General features: G+C 58.8%; 20 protein-coding genes, 1 tRNA gene and 1 pseudogene. 3 read left to right on the top strand and 19 right to left on the bottom strand.

Annotation, left to right across the window (positions count from 1 at the left end):
- Nucleotide 1 precedes the first annotated feature (1 nt).
- The 10 genes from queG to K3758_RS01185 form a co-directional block, all read right to left on the bottom strand.
- Nucleotides 2–1,066 carry a tRNA epoxyqueuosine(34) reductase QueG gene (gene queG, locus K3758_RS01230; RefSeq protein ID WP_259947013.1) on the bottom strand — a complete coding sequence of 355 codons (1,065 nt, stop codon included), beginning with the start codon at nt 1,064–1,066 and terminating at the stop codon, nt 2–4.
- Nucleotides 1,066–1,734: a glutathione S-transferase family protein gene (locus K3758_RS01225; RefSeq protein WP_067624607.1), complete on the bottom strand. Its 669-nt coding sequence runs from the start codon at nt 1,732–1,734 to the stop codon at nt 1,066–1,068. The genes queG and K3758_RS01225 overlap by 1 nt, the downstream gene beginning before the upstream one ends.
- Before the next feature lie 58 nt (nt 1,735–1,792).
- Nucleotides 1,793–2,521 carry a monofunctional biosynthetic peptidoglycan transglycosylase gene (gene mtgA / locus K3758_RS01220; RefSeq protein WP_132444040.1) on the bottom strand — a complete coding sequence of 243 codons (729 nt, stop codon included), beginning with the start codon at nt 2,519–2,521 and terminating at the stop codon, nt 1,793–1,795.
- 7 nt (nt 2,522–2,528) lie between these two features.
- Nucleotides 2,529–3,233 carry an SGNH/GDSL hydrolase family protein gene (locus K3758_RS01215; RefSeq protein ID WP_259947010.1) on the bottom strand — a complete coding sequence of 235 codons (705 nt, stop codon included), beginning with the start codon at nt 3,231–3,233 and terminating at the stop codon, nt 2,529–2,531.
- A 117-nt stretch (nt 3,234–3,350) separates the two neighbouring features.
- The gene (gene gltB, locus K3758_RS01210) at nt 3,351–7,883 is read right to left on the bottom strand and encodes a glutamate synthase large subunit (protein WP_259947009.1); all 4,533 of its coding nucleotides are present in this window, start codon (nt 7,881–7,883) and stop codon (nt 3,351–3,353) included.
- Entirely contained in the window at nt 7,880–8,314 is a 435-nt protein-coding gene (locus tag K3758_RS01205; RefSeq protein ID WP_259947007.1) for a GFA family protein, read from the bottom strand. Before K3758_RS01205 ends, gltB begins: the two co-directional genes overlap by 4 nt.
- Nucleotides 8,311–8,784 (bottom strand): GFA family protein, encoded by a 474-nt coding sequence (locus tag K3758_RS01200; protein WP_259947005.1) that lies wholly within the window; start codon nt 8,782–8,784, stop codon nt 8,311–8,313. The genes K3758_RS01205 and K3758_RS01200 overlap by 4 nt, the downstream gene beginning before the upstream one ends.
- 1 nt (nt 8,785) lies before the next feature.
- Complete coding sequence (locus K3758_RS01195; RefSeq protein WP_120349902.1) at nt 8,786–10,219, bottom strand: NAD(P)-dependent oxidoreductase; 1,434 nt, start codon at nt 10,217–10,219, stop codon at nt 8,786–8,788.
- A gap of 159 nt (nt 10,220–10,378) precedes the next feature.
- On the bottom strand, nt 10,379–11,185 hold the full coding sequence (locus tag K3758_RS01190) for an undecaprenyl-diphosphate phosphatase (RefSeq protein ID WP_120349901.1): 807 nt from the start codon (nt 11,183–11,185) through the stop codon (nt 10,379–10,381).
- A complete protein-coding gene (locus K3758_RS01185; protein WP_259947003.1) occupies nt 11,185–12,171 on the bottom strand; it encodes a complex I NDUFA9 subunit family protein in 987 nt (328 codons plus the stop codon). The genes K3758_RS01190 and K3758_RS01185 overlap by 1 nt, the downstream gene beginning before the upstream one ends.
- A 168-nt stretch (nt 12,172–12,339) precedes the next feature.
- Here K3758_RS01185 and K3758_RS01180 point away from each other — a divergent pair.
- A tRNA-Leu gene (locus K3758_RS01180) sits at nt 12,340–12,425 on the top strand.
- Between the two features lie 258 nt (nt 12,426–12,683).
- Here K3758_RS01180 and K3758_RS01175 read toward each other — a convergent pair.
- The 5 genes and pseudogenes from K3758_RS01175 to K3758_RS01160 all read right to left on the bottom strand — a co-directional run bounded on the left by K3758_RS01175 (nt 12,684) and on the right by K3758_RS01160 (nt 15,521).
- Nucleotides 12,684–13,145 carry a hypothetical protein gene (locus K3758_RS01175; protein ID WP_259947001.1) on the bottom strand — a complete coding sequence of 154 codons (462 nt, stop codon included), beginning with the start codon at nt 13,143–13,145 and terminating at the stop codon, nt 12,684–12,686.
- A 30-nt stretch (nt 13,146–13,175) separates the two neighbouring features.
- Nucleotides 13,176–13,532 (bottom strand): annotated as a pseudogene (locus K3758_RS18360) (hypothetical protein); the annotation flags it as partial.
- A gap of 213 nt (nt 13,533–13,745) precedes the next feature.
- The gene (locus tag K3758_RS01170) at nt 13,746–14,234 is read right to left on the bottom strand and encodes a hypothetical protein (RefSeq protein WP_259947000.1); all 489 of its coding nucleotides are present in this window, start codon (nt 14,232–14,234) and stop codon (nt 13,746–13,748) included.
- The gene (locus K3758_RS01165; protein WP_259946999.1) at nt 14,224–14,781 is read right to left on the bottom strand and encodes a hypothetical protein; all 558 of its coding nucleotides are present in this window, start codon (nt 14,779–14,781) and stop codon (nt 14,224–14,226) included. Before K3758_RS01165 ends, K3758_RS01170 begins: the two co-directional genes overlap by 11 nt.
- Nucleotides 14,778–15,521, bottom strand: coding sequence for a TIGR04255 family protein (locus K3758_RS01160; RefSeq protein ID WP_259946998.1), 744 nt, complete (start codon nt 15,519–15,521; stop codon nt 14,778–14,780). The genes K3758_RS01165 and K3758_RS01160 overlap by 4 nt, the downstream gene beginning before the upstream one ends.
- Before the next feature lie 611 nt (nt 15,522–16,132).
- On the opposite strand from K3758_RS01160, the gene K3758_RS01155 reads away from it, so the two are divergent.
- On the top strand, nt 16,133–16,285 hold the full coding sequence (locus K3758_RS01155) for a hypothetical protein (RefSeq protein ID WP_259946997.1): 153 nt from the start codon (nt 16,133–16,135) through the stop codon (nt 16,283–16,285).
- A gap of 351 nt (nt 16,286–16,636) precedes the next feature.
- Here the strand turns inward: K3758_RS01155 and K3758_RS01150 are convergent, their stop codons facing one another.
- The 4 genes from K3758_RS01150 to K3758_RS01135 form a co-directional block, all read right to left on the bottom strand.
- Nucleotides 16,637–17,143: a hypothetical protein gene (locus K3758_RS01150; RefSeq protein WP_259946996.1), complete on the bottom strand. Its 507-nt coding sequence runs from the start codon at nt 17,141–17,143 to the stop codon at nt 16,637–16,639.
- 70 nt (nt 17,144–17,213) lie between these two features.
- Nucleotides 17,214–17,726 carry a hypothetical protein gene (locus K3758_RS01145; protein ID WP_259946995.1) on the bottom strand — a complete coding sequence of 171 codons (513 nt, stop codon included), beginning with the start codon at nt 17,724–17,726 and terminating at the stop codon, nt 17,214–17,216.
- Nucleotides 17,723–18,130, bottom strand: coding sequence for a hypothetical protein (locus tag K3758_RS01140; RefSeq protein ID WP_259946994.1), 408 nt, complete (start codon nt 18,128–18,130; stop codon nt 17,723–17,725). Before K3758_RS01140 ends, K3758_RS01145 begins: the two co-directional genes overlap by 4 nt.
- 55 nt (nt 18,131–18,185) lie before the next feature.
- Complete coding sequence (locus tag K3758_RS01135; RefSeq protein ID WP_259946993.1) at nt 18,186–18,803, bottom strand: hypothetical protein; 618 nt, start codon at nt 18,801–18,803, stop codon at nt 18,186–18,188.
- A 374-nt stretch (nt 18,804–19,177) separates the two neighbouring features.
- Here K3758_RS01135 and K3758_RS01125 point away from each other — a divergent pair, with 374 nt between their 5' ends.
- Entirely contained in the window at nt 19,178–19,561 is a 384-nt protein-coding gene (locus tag K3758_RS01125; RefSeq protein ID WP_259946992.1) for a Rap1a/Tai family immunity protein, read from the top strand.
- The last annotated feature ends 146 nt before the right edge of the window (nt 19,562–19,707 follow it).

Raw genomic sequence — 19,707 nt, 5'->3', positions numbered from 1 at the left:
CCTATGCCAAACGCTCTGCCGCCCAACGCGCGGCATCGGCCACGGTGGGGTCAGCATCTTCGGTCAGAGATTGCGCCGCCGGGCGCAGCCGCGCCAGCCCGGAATTGCCGATGGCATAGAGCACGTTACGCACAAAGCGATCCCGCCCGATCCGTTTGATCGGAGAGCCGGAATAGCGCGCGCGGAACGCGGTATCATCCAGCGCCGCCAACTCTGCCAAATCCGCCGGCTGCACAGCGGGGCCGTGATAGCGCATATCACTGGCCGCCACGGCGAATTTGTTCCACGGGCAAGCCGCAAGGCAATCGTCGCAGCCATAGATCCGGTTGCCCATCTTCTCGCGTAGGTCCAGATCGACAGGCCCTTTGTGTTCGATCGTCAGATAGGAAATGCAGCGCCGCGCGTCGAGTTGATAGGGCGCGGGGAAGGCATCTGTCGGACAGGCCTCTAGGCAGGCGCGGCATGACCCGCAGTGGTCGACCTCCCGCGCATCGGGGGCGAGATCAAGCGTGGTAAAAACAGAGCCTAAAAAGGCCCAATTGCCGAATTTTCGGCTGAGAAGATTGGTATGTTTGCCCTGCCAGCCGAGCCCCGCCGCCTGCGCCAGCGCCTTTTCCGGCACCGGGGCGGTATCGACGAAAACCTTCACCTCAGGGTCAGCCGCGCGGGCTTCCTCCATCAGCCAACGCGCCAGCCGCTTCAGCCGTTTCTTGACGATATCGTGGTAGTCACGCCCCTGCGCATAGACCGAGATCGCCCCCTTGTCGGGATGCTCCAACACCGCGCGGGGGTCATGGTCGGGGGTGTAGCTTTCGGCCAGCATGATGACCGACCGCGCCTCGGGCCAGAGTGCTGCGGGATTGCCGCGCCAATGCATCCGCTCTTCCATCCAGCCCATCTGCCCGTGAAACCCCGCCTCGACAAAGCGGGCGAGCCGTTCGGGCATTTCGGGCACGTCTTCGGGGCGGCAAATACGGCAGGCGACAAAGCCTTCCTCAAGCGCCCGAGCCACCACCCGCGCCTTGAGAGCCTCCGGCCCGGGGTCGGCGCGGGGGGCGGCGGGCATCAGAAGTCGAGGTTGTTGTAATGCACCGGCGGCGGGAAGCCCGGCAACTGGTCGGCGAGGATCGACCGAAAGGCGGGACGCGATTTGATTTTGGCGTACCAGTCCTTAACCACGTCAGAGCGGTTCCAATCCACGTCCGAGATATAGTCGAGCGACGACAGATGCGCGGCGGCGGCGAAATCGGCCAGCGTCATCACGTCACCCGCCAGCCAGCGGCGGTGATCCAGCAGCCAAGCCATATAGTCGAGGTGATATTTGATCGCCTTGGCCCCGGCCTTCACGTTCTTGCTGTCCGGGTAGCCCTGTTTGGTGACCTTCTTGTTGACCCGCTCGTACAGCAGTTTCGAGGTCACCTCGTCGTGGAATTTGTCGTCGAACCAGCTGACCAGACGGCGCACTTCCAAGCGCTGCACCGGGTCGCTGGGCAGCAATGACGCCTCTGGGCGGGTCTCTTCGATATACTCACAGATCGCGGCGCTTTCCGCCATCATGATCCCGTCAAGCCGCAGCACAGGCACCTTGCCCGCCGGATTGCGGCGCAGGAAATCGGGGTCTTGCTCCCAATAGCGTTCCTCGACCAGTTCCACCTCGATCTTCTTCTCCCCAAGGCTAAGCCGCACCTTGCGACAGAAGGGGGACAAGGGAACGTGAAACAAGCGAGCCGTCATATAAAGTCCGTGTGGTTAAAGGGATTGCACTCTTCCATGCCTGCTGGCGGGAGGATTTTCAACTCTCGAAACAAGCGGCACGACCGTCCGCGCGGATGGTCGCCGCCCCGTCCATGATCTGGGCCGTACGCTTGCGGGTAAAGTCACCGGGCCGGGAGGCGGAACGCTCTTTCGGGTCGGGCAGGATCGCGGCAAGCCGGGCGGCCTGCGTCGGGCTGAGGTCCGCCGCCGCGACGCCAAAGTAATGCGGAGCTGCTGCGCCGACGCCAAAGACGCCTTCGTCAAACTCGGCCACATTCAAATAGACCTCAATGATCCGGCGCTTGGGCCATAGGGTTTCGACCAGTGGAGTCATCCCGGCCTCAAGTGCTTTGCGCAGCCACGAGCGGCCATGCCAAAGATAGACGTTCTTGACCGTCTGCTGGCTGATCGTGGACGCCCCGCGGGCAGAGCCATTTTCAATCGCGGTGCGGATCGCCTGCATGTCAAAGCCCCAGTGATTGCAGAAATTCGCATCCTCTGCTGCCACGGCCGCGCGGGCCATCACGGGGGCGATCTGCTCAAGCGGCACCCAGTCGCGCTGCACCCCACCCAGACGGCGCGATTCCGAAAGCATGTAGACCCCGGTGGGCGGGTTGACGAAGCGGAACAGCAGCACCAGCAGCACAGCCAAGACAAAGGCCAGCGCCAAGGCGCGCACCACCCAGCGGCCCGCGCGTTTCTTCAACGGGGGGCTTGCCTTGCTCGATTTCTTGCCCTTGGGGGCGGTCTTTTTCCGTGTCGCCATGGATCAGCTATAGGCCGTCTGCGGGTTTTTGTGAACGGTTCTCGCGCGCTGTGATTTCTTGGGCGAGGTAGGCACCGATCCGGGCAGAGCCACGGGCGGAGGGATGCACGTTGTCTCCGGCGAAAAGACCGCGGTCCCCCCGGTCGATCACGTCTTCGGAATCAACGAAATGGATCCCCGGGCGGCCTGCGGCGAAAGTGGCGATGCGGGATTCGATTTCGACCAGATCATCGCGGCATCCGGCAAAGGACCCTGAGCCGGAGCCTGCGTAATAGCCCATCCACATGACCTGCGCCCCGGTCTGGGCACGGAGGCGTTGCAAGAAGGCGGGGATGCTGCCGCTTTGACCGTCCGGTGCGATCAGCGCATTCACCGAGGCCCCGCAGGCCCCGCAGCCGCAATCGGCGCTCAGATCGTTGGCACCGCCATTCACCACCACCCAGTTCCAGCGCCCGCCGGGGAACTGCTGCTGGATGTCAAAGCCAACGGCAGAGGCGATGGTCGAGCCATTGTCGAACTGCGCGCCGGGCACGGCACGGCTGGTAACGCTGCGGCGCGTTTGGTTGGCAATGACATCGGGGATCGAGCGGCCTCCATTCCACGCCATGATGGAATCGCCCAGCACGAGGATATCGCCCCCGCCACGCGGTGCGGTGTCGGTGCAGGCGCTGAGGCCTGTGACTATCAGCAATACCGCTAGAATTTTTCGCATGATCCGCCTCCTGTGGAGAGGCAGAGGTAGCGCAGAGGTTTTTCAAAACCACCCTTGCCTGGAAACAAGCCGAAGACGATGGCCCGCCCGCGCGACCGGAGCCGCGCGGGGCAAAGGTTACTCCGCTGGAACTGCCGTCTCTTCCACCGACAGCGGCGCGGGCAGATGCACCAGCATTTCCTTCGGGCAGACCTGCAGGAAGTTGTGCTTCTCAGTCTCCCAATGCTGAAGAATATCGGCGGCCTTGCGGCTGTTGGTCTCGGCGACATGACGCTCCAGCAGCCCGTGCAACTGGTCCAACCAATGCTCGACGCTGACCGGGCAGGTCACGATCGTCTCGGCGTTCATCAGCTTCGGCGCCAGCCCTTCAGGGTCATAGAGATAGGCCATCCCCCCGGTCATCCCGGCGGCGAAGTTTGCCCCGATCTCACCAAGGATCACCGCCACACCGCCGGTCATATATTCACAACCGTTGCTGCCGCAGCCTTCAATCACCACATGCGCGCCCGAGTTGCGCACCGCAAAACGCTCGCCCGCCCGGCCCGCGGCAAATAGATAGCCCGCCGTCGCACCATAAAGCACCGTGTTGCCGATGATCGTATTCTCCGACGCCACCACTGGGCTCGCCATCGAAGGCCGCACCACAATCGTACCGCCCGACAGACCCTTGCCGACATAGTCGTTGGCATCGCCCGAGACTTCGAGCTTCAGCCCCGGTGCTGCGAAGGCACCCAGTGATTGGCCCGCAGAGCCGGTTAGCTTCACCGTCAGGTGGTCCGGCTGCAGGGAATTGCGCATACCGAAGCGCTTCACGATATGGCTCGAAACCCGCGTGCCGACCGTCCGGTGCGTGTTCTGCACGGCGTAGGACAGCTGCATCTTCTCACCATCCTCAAGGAAACGCGCGGCATCCCGGACGATCTGCGCATCAAGCGTATCAAGCACCACCTGACGCGGTTTGTCGCGGTCATAGACGTTCTCATGTGCGCCATCGACGGTGATCAACAGCGGGTTGAGGTCCAGATCATCCAAATGCGCCGAACCTCGGCTGACCTGCGTCAACAGGTCCGCGCGCCCGATCACTTCATCAAGGCTGCGTGCCCCGATGCCGGCCAGAATCTCGCGCACTTCGGTGGCGTAGAAGGTGATGAGGTTCACCACTTTGTCCGCATTGCCGGTGAACTTGCCACGCAGAGCTTCGTCCTGTGTGCAAACACCCACGGGGCAAGTATTCGACTGGCACTGGCGGACCATGATGCAGCCCATGGCGATCAGCGCGGCGGTGCCGATGCCATATTCCTCGGCCCCCATCATCGCCGCCATAACGATGTCGCGTCCGGTGCGCAGGCCACCATCGGTGCGCAATGTCACCCGGTCGCGCAGGTTGTTCATCGACAGGACCTGATGCGCCTCGGTCAGGCCCATCTCCCACGGCAGACCCGCATATTTGATTGAGGTCGCAGGCGATGCCCCGGTGCCGCCGTTGTGGCCCGAAATCAGGATGATATCGGCCTTGGCCTTGGCCACCCCGGCGGCAATCGTGCCGACACCGCTCGACGCCACCAGCTTGACCGTCACCTTGCAGCGCGGGTTGATCTGCTTGAGGTCATAGATCAGCTGCGCAAGGTCTTCGATCGAGTAGATGTCGTGGTGCGGCGGGGGCGAGATCAGCGTCACGCCCTTGGTCGAATGCCGCAGCCGCGCGATCAGATCGGTGACCTTCATACCGGGAAGCTGCCCACCCTCACCGGGCTTGGCACCCTGTGCGACCTTGATCTCCAACTCTTCGCACTGGTTCAGATACTCCGCCGTCACGCCAAAGCGGCCCGAGGCGACCTGTTTGATCTTGGCCGACGGGTTGTCGCCGTTGCTTTCTGGCACGAAATGCGCCGGATCTTCGCCGCCCTCGCCGCTGTCAGACTTCGCCCCGATGCGGTTCATCGCCACGTTCAGCGTCTTATGCGCCTCTGGGGAAAGCGCCCCCAGCGACATGCCCGGCGTCACGAAACGCTTGCGGATCGAGGTGATGCTCTCCACCTCCTCCAATGGCACCGGCGTGCCCTTGGGCTTGATGTCGAGCAGGTCACGCAGATGGATCGGCGGGTTGCTCTGCATCTTTTTCGAATACTGCTGCCACATCTGATAAGACGCCTTGTTGCAGGCCATCTGCAGCATATGCATGCTACTCGCCTCCCAAGCGTGTTTTTCGCCGGTCTTGCGCTGCTTGTAGAAACCGCCAATCGGCATCACGACCCCGTCGCCCTGCCAGCCTTTGGCGTGAACCTCTTCGGCCTTGCGCTGAATGCCGACGACACCGATGCCGGAGATGCGGCTGGTCATGCCGGGGAAATACTCGGCGCACATGGCGCGCGAAAGGCCCACGGCCTCGAAGTTCAGGCCGCCGCGATAAGACGAGATCACGGAAATCCCCATCTTCGCCATGATCTTGAGCAAACCTTGGTCAATCGCCTCACGGTATTTCTGCACCGCCTGCGTCAGGGTCATGTCCAAGAGCCCGCGCTCGATCCGGTCGGCCAAGGAATCTTCGGCCAGATAGGCGTTCACCACGGTCGCGCCGCAGCCGACCAGCACCGCAAAGTAATGCGGATCGACACATTCCGCCGAGCGCACGTTGAGCGAGGTAAAGGTCCGCAGACCCTTGCGCACGAGGTGACTGTGCACCGCGCTGGTCGCAAGGATCATCGGCATCGCGACCCGGTCGGCCCCGCTGTGCTGATCGGTCAGCACCAGATGGCCCGCGCCAGAGCGCACGGCGTCTTCCGCCTCGGCCCGAATCCGCGCCAGCCCGGCGCTGAGATTGCCGTTGCCCGCCTCAAAGGTGCAGTCGATGGAGACGGTATGCACCTTGAACTGCGCCATCAGTTCTTCGAACTGCGCATTGCCGACAAAGGGGCTGTCGAGCACAAGGATCTCGGTCTGGGAGCTGTCTTCGTCGAGCACGTTCTTGAGGTTGCCGAAGCGCGTCTTGAGGCTCATCACCCGGAATTCGCGCAAGCTATCAATCGGCGGGTTGGTGACCTGGCTAAAGTTCTGGCGGAAGAAATGGCTCAGCGGGCGGTACTGGCCGCTCAGGACCGCCGAGGGCGTGTCATCGCCCATCGAGGCCAGCGTCTCTTTCCCGTCCTCGGCCATGGGCGCGAGGATCTGTTCCAGCTCTTCGATGGTATAGCCCGCAGCCACCTGACGGCGGCGCAGTTCGGCCCCGTCAAACAGCGGCTTTTCGGTGACGCGACCGAGGACATCATCCATCTCGGTGATCTTGCCGACCCATTCGCCGAAGGGCTGGTTCGACGCGAGCTTGTTTTTGATCTCGGTATCGTTGAAGAGTTTGCCCTCTTCCATATCGACCGCGATGATCTGCCCGGGGCCAAGCGCGCCTTTGCGCACGACCCGCGCCTCGTCCAGCGGCACCATCCCGGCTTCGGACCCGGCGATCAACATGCCGTCGGAGGTTTCCACATAGCGCATCGGGCGCAGGCCGTTCCGGTCAAGCCCGGCGCAAACCCAGCGGCCATCGGTCATCGCCAATGCGGCGGGGCCGTCCCACGGCTCCATCACGGAGTTGCAGTAGGAATACATGTCGCGCCATGCTTGGGGCAGTTCCACCGCCTGTTTCGACCACGATTCTGGCACCAGCATCGTCTTGGCCATCGGCGCGGAGCGGCCCGCGCGGACCAGCACCTCGAACACGGAATCCAGTGCGGCAGAGTCGCTGGACCCCGAGGCCACGATCGGTTTGATGTCCTCGGCCATGTCACCAAAGGTGGCAGAGGCCATGCGAATCTCGTGGCTCTTCATCCAGTTCATGTTGCCCTTGAGGGTGTTGATCTCACCGTTGTGGGCCAACATGCGGAAGGGCTGCGCCAGCCACCACTGCGGGAAAGTGTTGGTGGAGTAGCGCTGGTGATAGATCGCGAAGGCGCTGATGAACTTGTCATCTTTCAGATCGGGATAGAATTCGGCCACCTGTTCGGCCAGCATCATGCCCTTGTAGATGATGCTGCGGCAGGACATCGAGGCGATGTACATCTGCGGCACCTGCGCGGCGATGGCGGCTTTTTCGATGCGTCGGCGGATGACATAAAGCTCACGCTCAAAGGTCTCTTCGTCGACACCTTTGGCGTTGGAAATGAGGATCTGCTCAATCTCGGGCCGGGTCGCGTTGGCCTTTTCGCCCAACACGGAGATGTCCACCGGCACATGCCGCCAGCCGTAGATGTAATAGCCCATGCGGAGCACTTCGGTCTCCACGATGGTCCGGCAGGTTTCTTGCGCGGCGAAATTGGTGCGCGGCAGGAAGACTTGGCCCACGGCGATCAACTCGTTCTCGCGCGGGGTGTGGCCGGTGCGGCGGACCTGCTCATAGAAGAAGGGCACAGGGATCTGCACGTGGATGCCCGCGCCATCGCCGGTCATCCCATCTGCGTCAACCGCGCCGCGGTGCCAGATGGCTTTAAGCGCGTTGATCCCGTTGAGCACGACCTCACGGGTCTTCTCGCCGTTGATGTTGACCACAAGGCCCACGCCGCAGGAAGAATGCTCTTCCTCGAAACTATACATGCCCTTATCGGCCATCATCGCGCGTTTGGCTTCTTCGCGGGCCACCCAGGCGTCATCATATTTGGTCATGGCTTGGTTCCTTCCACAAACGCCGCAAATCCTGCTTCGACTTCGGCCTTGGTTTTGATCTCGTGGTCCCCGGCAAAGGCATAGCCGTCGGGCTTCACATCTATGTAAATCTCGGTCTTGAGCGGCAGGCCGCCCGCATTCTCCACCAATCCGGCAGAGAGTGAGTAATAGTCATGCCCCGGCAGCGTGAGGTGATACCAAAGCGTGCTGCCGCAACTGTCGCACCATGCCCGCTCAGCCCAGTCCGAAGAGGCATAGGATTTCACCGGGCCGTCATAGGTCAGGCTGCCCGGTTTCGCGTCAATCTCAAGAAACGCACTGCCGGTCCAACGGCGGCACATCTCGCAGTGGCACGCGCCAAGCCCGTCTTTCAACGGTTCAAAGCTGACCGTGACCGCCCCGCAGAGGCAATGACCATTCAAAAGGCTCATCGCTCGTCCTCCACATGCTGGGTGCGGGCCTCGTAGTCGGCTTTGCTCACGCGCTCCAGTTCCCCGGCCAAGGCAAAGTTGCTTGGGGCGCGGTCGGCATAGACCACGCGCGCCAGCTTTGCGCCGCCGAAGCCATCGAAGAGCCCCGGAGCCAGCTCCAGCAGACCCGCATTCTCGCCTTCGGTATCGGCAAACCAAACCGCCGTGCCGCAGGTCTCGCACCACGCCCGCTCAGCAAAGGAGGATGAGGCATAGGTCCGGATCGGACCGTCATAGGAAACCCGCGCGCGGGGCACTTCGATCCCCATTTGGACAGAGCCGCTCCACCGGGTGCAGAGGTCACAATGACAGGCCGAAATCGCAGCCAACGGCCCGGTCACATCCACCGTGACCGCGCCGCACAGACAGTGGCCGTGGTGAGCTTCACCCCCCATGGCGTTGTCCGCTTTGATGGCTGCACCAGCACTCATCTCATTCCGCAGCGATGCGCTGCGCCCCGTTGAAATCATCAAGGATCGCCTGCGCGCAGTCGCGGCCATCCTTGATCGCCCAGACCACAAGGCTCGCCCCGCGCACGATGTCGCCCACGGCATAGACGCCATCAAGCGCCGTTGCCCCGGTGACGTAATCGGCTTTGATCGTGCCCCAGCGGTTCACCGGCAACTCCGGTTCATTCCAAAGGGTCGGCAGGTCTTCTGGCTCGAACCCAAGCGCCATAATGACGAGGTCGGCGTCTTCGACGTAGTCCGCGCCTTCGATCACCTCAGGGGCCTGACGGCCAGTGACATCCGGCGCGCCGAGGCGCATCTTTTGCACCATGACCCCGGTCACCGGGTCACCGACAAAGCCTTTAGGCGCGCTGAGCCATTCAAAGATCACGCCTTCTTCCTCGGCGTTTTGCACTTCACGCTGGCTGCCCGGCATATTGGCCCGGTCCCGACGGTAGAGGCATTTGACGCTCTCCGCGCCTTGGCGGATCGAGGTGCGCACGCAGTCCATCGCGGTGTCGCCACCGCCGATCACGACGACTTTCTTGCCCGCGGCGTTCAGGCGACCGCTTTCGAATTCATCGACCGAGTCGCCAAAGCTTTTGCGGTTGGAGGCGGTGAGGAAGTCGATCGCCCGCTCCACGCCGAAACCACCCACGCCGGGGGCTTCGATCTCGCGCGTTTTGTAAACGCCGGTGGCAATGATCACCGCGTCATGTTTGCCCCGGATCGCGCCAAAGCTAAGGTCGACGCCCACATCGCAGTTCAATTCAAAGGTCACGCCACCTTCGGCAAGCTGCGCATTGCGGCGCTCGACCACGTCTTTCTCAAGCTTGAAGCCGGGGATGCCATAGGTCAGCAGGCCGCCCGCACGGTCGTAGCGGTCATAGATGGTGACCTGCACGCCCGCGCGGCGCAGCATGTCCGCCGCTGCCAGACCGCCGGGGCCGGCACCGATGATGCCAACGCTTTCAGCGCGCTCTTCGCGCGGGGCGGCGGGTTTGACCCAGCCCTGCTCCCATGCGGTGTCGGTGATGTATTTCTCGATCGAGCCGATGGTGACGGTGCCATGGCCCGACTGCTCGATCACGCAGTTGCCTTCGCACAGGCGGTCCTGCGGGCAGATGCGGCCACAGATCTCGGGGAAGGTATTGGTCGCCTGACTGATCTCATAGGCCTCTTGCAGACGCCCTTCGGCGGTCAGGCGCAGCCAGTCGGGGATGTTGTTGTGCAAAGGGCAATGGGTCTGGCAGTAGGGCACGCCGCATTGGCTGCACCGGCTGGACTGTTCAGCCGCTTTTGCATCCGCATATTCGGCATAAATCTCGTCGAAATCCGTCCGGCGCAAATCGGGCGGGCGTTTTTCGGGCATATCCCGCGCAACGTCTGTAAATTTCAGCATGACCTGCTTCGCCATATACCCGTTCCTTCGACAAATTCCGTCAGAAGGCTCGTATACGAGAGCGCCCAAGTAAATAAAAGACAGCAGTGCTGACCTATTTACCTCTTTCCGGGCAAATGGAACGCCCGGAGGTCATTTTTATGCGTCACTTAAGGTCCGATGCGGACCTAACTATCAAAACCCCGCCCAAAGCGCGATGATCACGACACCACCCACAAGGATTCGCCACCACCCAAAAAGCGCGTAGCCATAGCGGCTGATGTAATCGAGCACCCAACGCACCACGAAGACGGCAGAGATAAAGGCCATGACAAAGCCCACGGCGATCTCGCCCATGGCAGAGGCATCCAGCACGTCGCGGTTCTTGTAGATGTCATAGGCAAAGGCGCCCGCCATCGTCGGCATCGACAAAAAGAACGAGAATTCCGCCGCGGCACGTTTGCTGGCCCCAAGCAACAGGGCGCCAACGATCGTCGCCCCCGACCGCGAGGTGCCCGGCACCATGGCAAGACACTGGATCACGCCGATCTTGAACGCCATGGAAAGCGGAAATTTGGTCGCGTCGGAATAGGTCGGCGCAGGTGCGATGCGATCCACGATCAACAGCACCACCCCGCCCAGCACCAACATGATGGCGATCAGCAGAGGTGTCTCGAATAGGACCGTCTTGATGAAGTCATGGGCCAAAACGCCGATGAACACCGCAGGCAGAAAGGCCAAAAGCACCGACCAGATGAACCGCCGCGCCTGCGGATCATGCGGCGCGGCCGAGAATACCGCCCAAAGCCGTGCGGAATAAACCGTCAGGATCGCGAGCACCGCGCCCAATTGGATCACGACCTCAAAGGTCCGTCCGGCGCTTTCAAAGCCCAAGAAGTGACCGGCCAACAGAAGATGCCCAGTCGAAGATACGGGGATGAACTCTGTCAGCCCCTCCAGCAAACCCAGAAAGGCGGCGATCAGAGTGGTCGACTGTTCCATTATCCCTGCCGCAGGTTACGTGCCGATGCTTTGATGGCGTCATACTGCCCCGAGGGTCGGAACCGCCAGAGATAGTCGGGCAGCACCGCGTCCATCGCGGTGGGGGTGATGCCAAGCTCGGTAAAGCCGCGCGCCCCTTCTGCCACAACGTTGTCATTGCGTAGGTTTTTGACCTGATCGCGGGTCAGCACCTTGTTGGTGAAAAGACCAAAGGTTGCGGCCTGCACCATGTCGAACCCAAAGGCGACGATCTTGGCTAAGAACCACGGCATGTTGAGCACCAAACGCCGACGGTGAATCACCTCAAGCATACGCTGCATCAGGCCGCGGAAAGTATCCACATCAGGGCCACCAAGCTCATAGACACCCGCGGGGGCCTGCCCCTCCAGAGCCTTTTCGGCCGCTTTGGCAACGTCATCGACAAAGACCGGCTGGAACCGGGTAGAGGCACCGGCGACCGGTAGGATCGGGCCGGTGCGGGTCATGCCCGCAAAGCGGTTAAAGAACTCATCCTCGGGGCCAAACATGATCGAGGGGCGCAGAATCACGGCCTCAGGCATATGCTTGAGAATGGCAGCTTCGCCCTCGCCCTTGGTGCGGGCATAGTCGCTCTCGGCCTCCATATCCGCGCCGATGGCAGAGACATGCACGAAACGCGCAACTCCTTCGGTTGCGGCCATATGGGCGATACGCTCCGCCCCTTCGGACTGCACCGCGTCAAAGCTGTTCTTGCCGGTTTCGACCAGAATGCCGACGCAGTTCACGACCGCGTCCGCCCCACGCAGGGCGTCGCGCACGGAGCCATCGTTGCGAATGTTGCACAAAACAGGTTCGACTTGGCCAACCACACCATAGGTCCGCACAAAGAGCGCTTCGTTGGGGTGGCGCACCGCCACCCGCACCCGCCAACCAGCTCTGGCCATGCGATACGCGATATAGCGTCCGACAAACCCCGAACCGCCATAAATCGTGACCAGCTTAGACATTCTGCCGCTCCTGTAGATAAATTCTCTGACAGGATGTACCCGTGCGCCGCCGCTGTCACAAGGCCAAACCCCCGGTTGTAGCGATCCTCGCGCAGGATTTTCTAGATTTCGCTCAATTTGCGATTGACAGTCACCCGGCTGAGCCTTAGAGCACCCCACACGATACGTGCCCAGGTGGCGGAATGGTAGACGCGCTAGCTTCAGGTGCTAGTACTGGCAACGGTGTGGAGGTTCGAGTCCTCTCCTGGGCACCAATATTCCGCAGCAAGTTATTGAACTTGTTTGAAGAATTAAATGCAATGCATTTTCTATCCCCCTCTCTATCCACCTCAGAGTTTCCTTTGAGAAGAACATCTTTCTCCCTCCTGAAACGACCTAATCTGTCGCTTTAGAAGATTTAGTTCGTGAGCAACTGGCACGCGCTTCGTGCTTACCGCCTCTGCTCCCTGCCACTTGATAGCATCCTAGTACTTTGAAATAGAGCGCTCTAACCGCTTTTAGCCGCTCAGCTACTAGGCTCTCAGGCTATATGGATCAAATTCAGTATTTACGGTTCCACGAAGGTCATAGGGCTGAAAACTGAGGATGCTTGCTAGCGGATAGCGTGATCCGCTTTGATAGTCGCGAAGTAGGAAGCGCCTGGTGATTTTATTCCATGACACTGAATTAACAGGTGCGTAGCCCAGTGGCTGATTTCGATCAGCAATTCGCCCACGGAACATTTCAGTATGCTGTGGAACAAACTGCCATCCCGTTTCATCGACAAAAAAGTGAAGCTTTAAGTCTCCAATGCCTTCATCAAACCTCTGGGGCGCACTTAGTAGCGAAAGCCCTGCATCAATGAACCCACTAAAAGCCCAGGCCGCCTGTTCGTCAGTGAACTTTTCTAGCCCGGCTCTGGCAATCGTGTGACGGCATGAATCACGCTCGGCCTCACCGGAACCAATCACACTATAAGCCCCAGCTTTACGCATTATCTGCACACGCGGAGCACTCCCTCCACTAACGCCCACGGTCGCCAAATAGGGCGCAGCTCCTACGTAGCCCGCAATGATATATGAACAGTCAGCTCCCTGCCTTCCTGCCTCCCACAGGTGTTGAGCCTTCCTCTCTGTAATGCGAAGGAGCCGTCGAGTTATGACGTCAAGCTTAATTTTTCTCGTTCTAGCTTTGGATGTAGCCATTTCGCGAAGCGCTGAGGACGCCAACTGTACGCTCCCCGCGAATGCTACAATAGCGTTAGGTCCAAGCGGATAGACTTTTTGCAAAGCGTCGTGCCGAGTACCATCTGCAAATGTGACACGACAATCGGCTACGAGTAATATTCTCTTAGCCTCAATTGAAGCAGCAACTATGGTCATAATCATTAACCTTTTATGTTTGGTGGGGCCATGTGGGGGACGGTCGGCGGTTTTTCTTAGCCGCATCCTTTTGGATGATCCCAGCGAGAATCATCGTTGCGAGCCATGCACAGCACGGGGCGGGTAGGGGCAAACGAATTCAGACCCACACGGCATCCGGTGCAGTCGGGCAGTTCCTCAGCGCCTAGCCTTGAACGATTCCCGGCAAATACCCTAGCTAACTTCTTGAGACATCGGACAGTCAGACAGTGGCAACGAATCAGCGTCGACCTTGGTCAAAAATTCGGCCCAAGTCTCATCAGCCAGCAGGGCCATGATTTCAGCATCTTCGGCCTGCACACCATAAAGGCCAGCATGAGCGAGGTTATCATCCGTTGGGTGGTAGACAGCTTTTGCGGCCTTACCTGCGCCCGCAATCACAGCGCAAATCTCAGCAACTTTTGCCACACAGAAACACGCCTTGGGCTTCACATCCATTTCACTATTGCGAAGCGCCTCAATCGCGCAGCGAAGCTGTTGCTCTGCCTCTCCGCCAAAGTATTCGCACCAAGTTACTGATAAGTATTCTTCAGCTGGCCGACATGCAAATGCCGATGGAGCAGGACCTATAAAATTGTCATCCTCATCTCGCCGCATTCTACCGTAAGGAACATATCTTACGACTCGACTCTGCTCCGGAAGCTCTTCACTTTCAGCCGTCAAACCAAACCTCTTGTGCGAATGGTGCAAGCAAAGATGGGATGCGATGCGGCCGAACAGAGCCAAAAGCTGCCCGCTCAATTTCACCGCTTCTTCCCTCCCGAGAAAGCACAATCGATGTGCGTCCAGACGAAAGACACTCGATGGTCAACCGATTGCGGTCGACGGTCCACGCAGCGGTAATTGATCCTTCACCGTTAGTTCCAATGCCCGGCCTCCGACGTGTTCTTGTGCAAAGCAAAACAATCAAGAAAGCATTCAACGCTTTAAGGCTTATCAGCTCGTCTTCATCCTCCCATGCATCTTCGTCCATCAGGTTGGCGAACTGGCGGTTAAGTCCCGCAGCAAAACCCCGTGGCAAATGCATCGAGATATCGGAAATTTTACCTTGAATCTGCCGAAGACGCTCCTCAGTTGGGCTCCGAAGGGAAGCAGCGCTAAGTCCTGCTACATTGGTGGCTACTTGGGTTAATCCACCGAAGAAGCGATTGACCCCATCATAAGAAGGGACGATTGACGTGCCTCCATGAAAAGTGACAGCACAGGTCATTCTTCGAAACCTCCAAATAAATTACGCGCCTGATCGGTCAAGCATTCCTCAAATATATCGTTCTTTTCTTGCCGCATCTCAGTCAACGCCGAATGCAACTTGCTCCCAGAAGCAGGGAGGGAAAGTTTCGTAAACACATCAATATCGAGCAGAATACCCACATGTTCAGGTAGAGGGGACTCAGTCGTCGCTACGACAAGAGCATAGTGAACCCCCTTCTTGCTGGTCGGCTTCACTACTCGCATCTGGAACTCTTCGATCACACCAACATCTTCGCGAGGGCCATCAAAACTTATCGTGATATAATCATCGGTATCTATGCCTTTGGTGCCTGCGAGGGGCACATCAATCCGGTTGACAAATCTCACCCCAACACGAGAGAACTCGCTAAGACTAAGGACTTCAACTGCAGGCTCAAGAAGCGACAAGGCGCGCTCCAGAAAATACTCCCAACGATCATAGGGAGCGCGCTGAATGTAAACGAATTTTTGGTGCTCAAGAAAAAGTATCTGTGATCCATCACGCAGCGCAATTTCAAAGCCAATATGCTTCCGTTCATGAGACATCTCGCCCGCATCGAAGTTCATTGATGCATTGAACACTTCACGCGACTTAGGTTCGTCGAACTCTTTGAAGGCGTCCCCTGCCAAAACCTCCCTAAGCTCATCGAGCGTTTTGGCTGAAGACCACCTAAACTCAAGAACTGCCTCTAAAATAGGGGCATTGTTGTAGCGCCGCACTTGCATCCTCCTCAAGCTCGGATCACCGAACCGAACATCACCTCTAATCATTGAATCGAAAAGCGGAACTTCATTCAACAAGATAAAACGACTCGAACTCAACGAGTTGCGAGTTTAGTTCATTAGATATGCTGGATCGCATGCGAAACAATGGCGGTAAGTTGGCTGCAACAAGGAGCGCGATATTAGGGCCAGCTGTTTTTAAAGTGACTTGTGGTTAAGGCCCAGGGGCATAAATGAAATACCAGCGAAAGCAAGCTTATCTGGCTACACACGTACGCAGCAAGGGTCCTTAGGTCGATGCGCCATTCTATTCGCTAGGAGATTGGATGGTGGGGGGGGGGGCTGAAGTCAATCTAAACATACTTTGACGGCCGCTCTCTGATAGGCGCGATGCATCATGTAACTATCCTTACCGTTCTCGGCTAAAAGGCTCTACATTTGCGTGGAACCGGCTACCACCAATGGCGGATCACTAGGAAACGACCGCAGGTCAAACCACTTAAACCGCTTCTCGTCTGCGCTGTGCTGGTCGCCCATGACAATCTGAGGAGAGTTCACCCGGTTGCGGATGAGTGCAGCGCGGAACGCCCTCAGGTCGATCAGCGCTGATGGCCGACAGCATCGCTAGGATGGATGTAGAAAGCCACCGCGAAAGCGATCAACCAGAGCATGCAAACAGCCGCCGCAAACGCAATGCGCTCGGGCGTCCATCTACGCTTCTGCCGCTTCGTTTTCACGTCATCATCAGCCATGAAGAGTAAGTGGACTGCTTCAATGCGATGGCAAGCAAGCTGACCGAATAATTTAGCTAGCTCACTTTGGGACGGCGCTAGCTGCGCACTACATAGCCGACCACCTCATAGACGGCATAGCACCAGAGAACGACTAAGGTCGCGACAGCCAACCAGTATGACCACCGCCAGCGGCGAACTTTGCGAATGAAGCTAACTTCATCCTCGTTATTTTTGGAAGACATCCGACTTTAACGTACTTTCATTCTATGGGTACGGTTCGGGCCGCTTTCGCTAGCCTTCTACCAGAAATCGGGAGGGGTGCTATAATCTATATTAACTCGAAACCACTAAATCTCAGAAATGTTGAGACAAAACGGCTCAATTTTGCCCCGTCCTTGAGCACGCCACTACCAGCGGCGGGTCATCAGGGAACGAACGCAAGTCAAACCACTTGAACCGCGTACCATCTGCATTGCGCTGGTCACCCATTACAATTTGCGGAGCGTTCACCCTGTTGCGGATGAGCGCGGCACGGAAGGCCCGTAGGTCGATTAACCACCATGCCTCTAAGCACGTCTGGTCGGCGTTAGAGTGCCCGTAGAACATCCAATCACCGTTACCGTTCACAATCTTGGAAAGCTCGGTCTGCGCGCCAGATGCCACCGCTGAGCGTATAGTGAACTGGTAGGGATAGCGCTGCGCATAGCCGGGACGCCTTACCCGTGCAGCCACCCGCATATCACGTGCATCCAGCATCATGAGGTCGGTGGCTTGAATGTGGTCGAATGGGTCGGCAGCGGTTTCCAAAAGATAACCGCCGATGAGTTGCTTAATCTCAGGCAAGAACCTGTCGGACCAGTTTCGGTTGTTGGTGTAGAAGTTCATTTGCTGACAGTCTCCAATGCGGCCCCCACCGCGTTGCCCACGCCCCGGCAGAAGGGCGCAGGCGGGTTCGTTAGGCCTTGGCCCGCAGGTATTCGATCACAGCCTTCTGAGCGCGGGGATACTGCTCACACAGCAATTCACCGGCGCAGTCCTCGACACACCATTCCAGCATGGCGGCGGCATCTGGGTCTGACTTCGGCTCAAAGCAGGCAATGCGTTCAGCAAGCCATTCGATATTCTGATCAAGCTCTGACAGTTCCGCAGGTTCAGCTGCCTGTTCGGCGGGTAGCGCCTGCATCAGCGCGTCTCTGGTGCGTTTTGCAGCCTTCCATTTATCCAGCAGCTGCACGGCATTTGTTCTTTGGCTGGCATCCTGTTCCGAGCGCTCCCCTCTAAGCTCAACCAGTTCAAGGGTGCTAATCAGGTCGCCCACCATGTTCCCTGCAAGCTTGACCGTGTGCGCTGTTGCCTCGCCGTCTCCCGGTTGCTCGGGAGCATCCCCTTCAAGGGAGCGGACACAGACCCGGAGAACGCTGCTGAGGTCGTATGCACTGGAAATTGCGGTTGCGAGGTTCGTGTTCATTGGCTCGCCTTCCGTGCGTTAGGGGTGGTATCCACCAGACTGGACAAGTCAGCGGCCAAGCGCTCACTCTTGACGATCACTTCCTGTGCCAATGCATGAGCGGCGTTAGATGCAGGGGATGACTTGCTCTCTGCTTCACTGATTAGTAGGTCCAGCCCTTGCAGCAGGCCATGCAGGAAGATGGCGTCGAATTCGACATCGGCCAGCAAGGGCGCTTTGGGCCTGCGATGGGTTGGACCATTCCCCAAGAGCGCCCAGTCGAGCGTCAAGTTGTGCTTGTCGCAGTAATCTATGATCTCGCGGCTTGGTGCGCCGTCTGCGCTGAGGATTGTCGAGGGGGCGGCATCCCCTGCGCTCTCTGCGAAATAGTTGAGCCGGAAGCGGATGGTTTCAAGGTCGTTCATGGTAGTCTCCTTTGATTTCAACTGACGAGGCACCAGCCCTACCAAGCTTGCGTGTTCAGGCGCGGTATTCGTGGACAACCCCGTCAACCGCGATGCGTGAGATGGTCGCCAGATTCACGGAGCGGGGCGCGTGAGCCTTCGCATCCCAGACCGGCAGCAGTTGAGGGTGGCGGGCCTTGCGCGTCTGTACGGCCCGTTTCCCGGCATCTGTGGCAACATCGCCTTTGACATGGCGCTGCAAGGTCGCGGGCTGGACCTGCATGGTGCGCTCTGTGCCGTCAGCCTTGGTGAATGTGACAGCGCAGAAGCGGCCACCGGCGGAGGCGATCAGGTCTCGCTTGGCGGCATAGTCTTGCGCTGCGGCGTCGTGCTCCTGTGCTGCCCTCAAAGCGGCGCGAAGGACGCCAATGCGGGCATAGTCGGGTTGTTCCCAGTGGGACTTGCTTTCGAGGGTGGCGATTTCGCTTTGGATGCGGATCACTTCAGGTGATGCCAGCGCCTGCTTTTCCTGTCGTGCCTCCATCGCCCGTTCGTGCTTCGTATTGGACCATGCGACTTTCAGTGCGCGGCGCATTATCACCCGGAACCCGTACAGGGCCACGTTGGCTTTGCGGACGATTTCCCAAGCTGCGGTCATAATGGCTTTGCGGTTGTAGCGGGCTGCGGTGTTCATAGCTTTACTCCGTTCGCATAAATACATATCCTGTATGCAATATGGGCGAACCTTTCGCCTGTGTCAATACTGTGTATGCAGAAATGATAACGGAGTAATCAAATGACGCCAGAACAGGTCAGAATGGCCCGAGGAGCCCTACGAATAGGCGTCCGGGAACTAGCAACTTTGGCGAATGTCTCGTTTACTACCATCAGTCGGTTTGAAACTGGTAAGGGCGGCTTGCAGCATTCCAGCGCCGAGGCCATCAGGGCCGCTCTTGAAGGGCAAGGCATCCAGTTTCTACGGACCGGCGAAGTTGCGAACGGGTCAGGCATCGCCTTGAACGAGAGTTCTGAGGAAACGAAATGTAGCACCTAGCAGTCTCGCTTTGTTTGGCCAGCACGCCACTGACTGCACAGACGGCAACAGGCAACGAGATTGCAGCAGCTTGTGAATATCTCAACGAAGCAGACGTCCGAACCGGCTACTGCATCGGGTACATTATCGGGGCGTGGGAAGGTCTAAAGCTCGGTGCGTTCCAAATGCTGTTGGCAAGTGGTGCCGACGGCACGGCACAAGAACTCGACAACGCGATCAATAATCTGTTGGGAATATGCGTGCCAGCGACCGTAGAAAGGGGCCAAATCATCGATATCGCTATGAAGTATTTTGATGAAAACCCCGAAGAGCGCCATCTCCCTGCGCGTGGCCTAATCCGCGATGCTTTAAGGATTTCATTCCCTGCGGTTGAGCTTGGAACCGTATCGCCAATCTAAGCGCACAGGGCACTTGGTTGCCTCCCCCCGTTACTTCCGAGTTTGAGTACGACCACACCGGAGAAATGTAACACTACATTGGAAGCCGGATTTCTCCAATGTTGCGATACTTTTCTGCGGTGTTTCCGTAACCAAATTTCAGAAAA

It is taken from the genome of Sulfitobacter sp. W002, assembly GCF_025142135.1.
GTDB lineage: Bacteria > Pseudomonadota > Alphaproteobacteria > Rhodobacterales > Rhodobacteraceae > Sulfitobacter > Sulfitobacter profundi.
This window is presented reverse-complemented; position numbering and strand designations above follow the sequence as displayed.